The organism is Thauera terpenica 58Eu (assembly GCF_000443165.1).
Lineage (GTDB): Bacteria > Pseudomonadota > Gammaproteobacteria > Burkholderiales > Rhodocyclaceae > Thauera > Thauera terpenica.
In genome coordinates, this window is record NZ_ATJV01000108.1 from 1 (window position 1) to 2,503 (window position 2,503).

General features: G+C 59.2%; 2 protein-coding genes. Both read left to right on the top strand.

Annotation, left to right across the window (positions count from 1 at the left end; all coding sequences use genetic code 11):
- The first annotated feature begins 189 nt into the window (after positions 1-189).
- Entirely contained in the window at positions 190-1,626 is a 1,437-nt protein-coding gene (locus tag M622_RS40240) for a hypothetical protein (RefSeq protein ID WP_157282145.1), read from the top strand.
- Complete coding sequence (locus M622_RS39505; RefSeq protein WP_157282148.1) at positions 1,623-2,138, top strand: toxin-activating lysine-acyltransferase; 516 nt, start codon at positions 1,623-1,625, stop codon at positions 2,136-2,138. The genes M622_RS40240 and M622_RS39505 overlap by 4 nt, the downstream gene beginning before the upstream one ends.
- Positions 2,139-2,503: the final 365 nt, after the last annotated feature.

Here is a 2,503-nt window from a genome sequence, read left to right on the forward strand (position 1 = left end):
TCGCTCGCGCTGCCATGCTCGACCTCAAACCGTCAGGAAGTCCGGCGCCGCCGGGATGGATGACATTTTATTGCACCAACGCCGTTCTTTGCGGATCGTTATGGCGGCGCTGGCCTTCTGCGTAATGGTGGCTCTGGGCGCTGCGGCTACGACGGCGAGTTCCAGATCAAGGGCATCGGGCGGACTCCGTTGGTCGGTCGCGGAGTTGCTTCAAGTTATGCGGATGGCGTTCTTGCATTATGCGATGCGATATTTGAAGCCGCATGGGGAGAGATCGCAAACTGCATTCTTCCCTTCGGTGCGGTTCGGGCGGTCGGCATAGTTGGCACAGCCGCGACGTCCCTGCAACGCCAGGGTAAAGCCGTCGCGCGGGGACTGCTGATCCGCGAAGCCGCATTGAGGCCCGCCCATTTCGAACGTGCAGTGTATTTCACGCCAAGCCGCCATTTCCTCTCGTTGGCCCAACCACATGATGCGCGGCGCACAGCGGATGCCCTGTCTAGGCTGCCCGGGATTCTGCGCCACGCTTTCCTGGCCGGCAGTGATCTCGTAGGCCCGCGTGATCTCGTGATCAACGGGCTGGTCGCGTTCGCTGAACGCTTCGCGACTCAAGTGGCGGCGGCGAAGGCGAAGCGCATCATGCATGGCTCCTTGACCTCCTCGAACCTGGCCTTGGACGGACGGTGGCTGGATTTCGGCGCGACAACGTGCCTGCCGCTGGACGGTTTTGGAGACAACTCTGATCATCTGCCCTTCTGGCATGAGCCGGATACAGTAATGCAGGGCGTGCAGGAACTACTCTTCTACGCCGAAAAGTACATCGACGGTTTCCGACCCGGAGGCAGCCAAGCCTTCAACGCGATGTCTTCCGCCTACATTGCTCGGCTGTCGACCGAGACCCGTGACCGGCTTCTGCTCCTAACCGGTCTGCCGAGGGCGGTCCTTCATTGGATGCCGGCCGACAACGCGCATGCGAACACCTTGGCCGGACTCATTGCGACGATGCTCCACGGCGGCTTCAAGCCCCCGTCCGACATTTCCGATCCGGTCGCAGACAGCACGGTCGGCGCAGTCTGCCTGATCCTCGCACGTTACTTCCAGGATCCGTCCTGCGAATCCCGGATCGCTCCGTACGTGATGGGGCGCGTTGGCCAGGACGTGCTGTTGAAGACGTATTTGAACTTCATCGACCAGGCCGTCGCAGTGGCGGCGCATCGTGGTCTATCGCCAACCGATCTATTAACCGCGATCAGGATCAACGCGCTGCGCTTCTCCAGATATCCATACTTCATGTATCGGCCAAAGCTATTGCGGCAGATCGAAGAATGCATTGGCACTTCAACCTGCCCGGAATCCCTGCGTGCTTCCGTCACTCGACTTCTGGACACGATCCACAGCCTTAGCGGGGCGCTGTTGACCGACAGTGAGGACTTGAAACTCGTTTTGTGGTCCGACGAGATTGAATCGCTGCGGTTCAATCTCGAGACGGGGGAATGGCAACTTGCTGGGGCGGGGACGAATACGCGCTTTCGCACGCAAAACTTGGCGTTTCGTATCGAGAGTTCGCACACCGGGCGACAGCTGTGCCGCCATTTTGGGCCGTCCTTCTTGGAGTTCATTGTATGACAACTCATCTGAAATGTAATTCGAAGGATATCCGAGGCCATGCGCGACAACTCGGATTGGCGGTCATGCTCATGTTGCAGGATAAGACATACAGCGAGATGCAGGTCTTGTGCCTGAAAGTCTGGACCGAGCAGGCAATTTTGCACAACCAGATCAGGTTTTTCTTCAATGATCTTGGGGCGCCGGTTGGCTATGTCACCTGGGCCTACCTGTCGGATGAGGTGGAAAAAAAACTCATGGAACAGGGCGACTGCCTGTTGCACCCGTCCGAATGGAATGAGGGTGACCGGCTGTGGATTCTGGATCTTTGCTCACCCGAGGGTCACACTGCCGACATCGTTCGGCACCTCAAGACAAATCTGTTTGGCCGCGCACGAGAGGCGAAATGGATCCGCCACGGGAAGTCCACGACAAAGGGGAGAGTTCGCCTCTTCCGTAGGCGTTTGTCGAGCTATGCGCTTACCGGTGGATCCGACATCGGCCGCGCCTCACGCCACGCTGCCGGGAAGTAGCATTGATCTCGGCTGGGGGTTAATCCCCCGCGCTCGGCGTCATCCCCCCCACCGTGGCGGGGCACGCACGAGATCTGCCGAACATCCGGACATTGCTCGAAAGTAGCCTTGCGCAGCTACTGGCTCAGGTAGATATCCAGTCGGTCGAGGGCTTCCTCACCAAAGCGCTTGCGCGGCAAACGGCGCAGCCCGTGCAACAAGTCGCGTTCCCGCCGGTTCCCTGACGCCCCCCTTTTCGCTGTGAAACGCGACGCTTGATCGGTGGAGTGTCCGTCTGAACTATACCCTAACATGGCGTCAGACCATCCGGCGCGAAAGCGTCAGAATAGAGTCGCCTTCAGAATTGATTGACACGCACCGTCAAG

What these genes read in the sequence shown, in the direction of transcription:
- M622_RS39505 (WP_157282148.1), top strand. Translation starts at nt 1,623, where the DNA reads ATGACAACTCATCTGAAATGTAATTCGAAGGATATCCGAGGCCATGCG.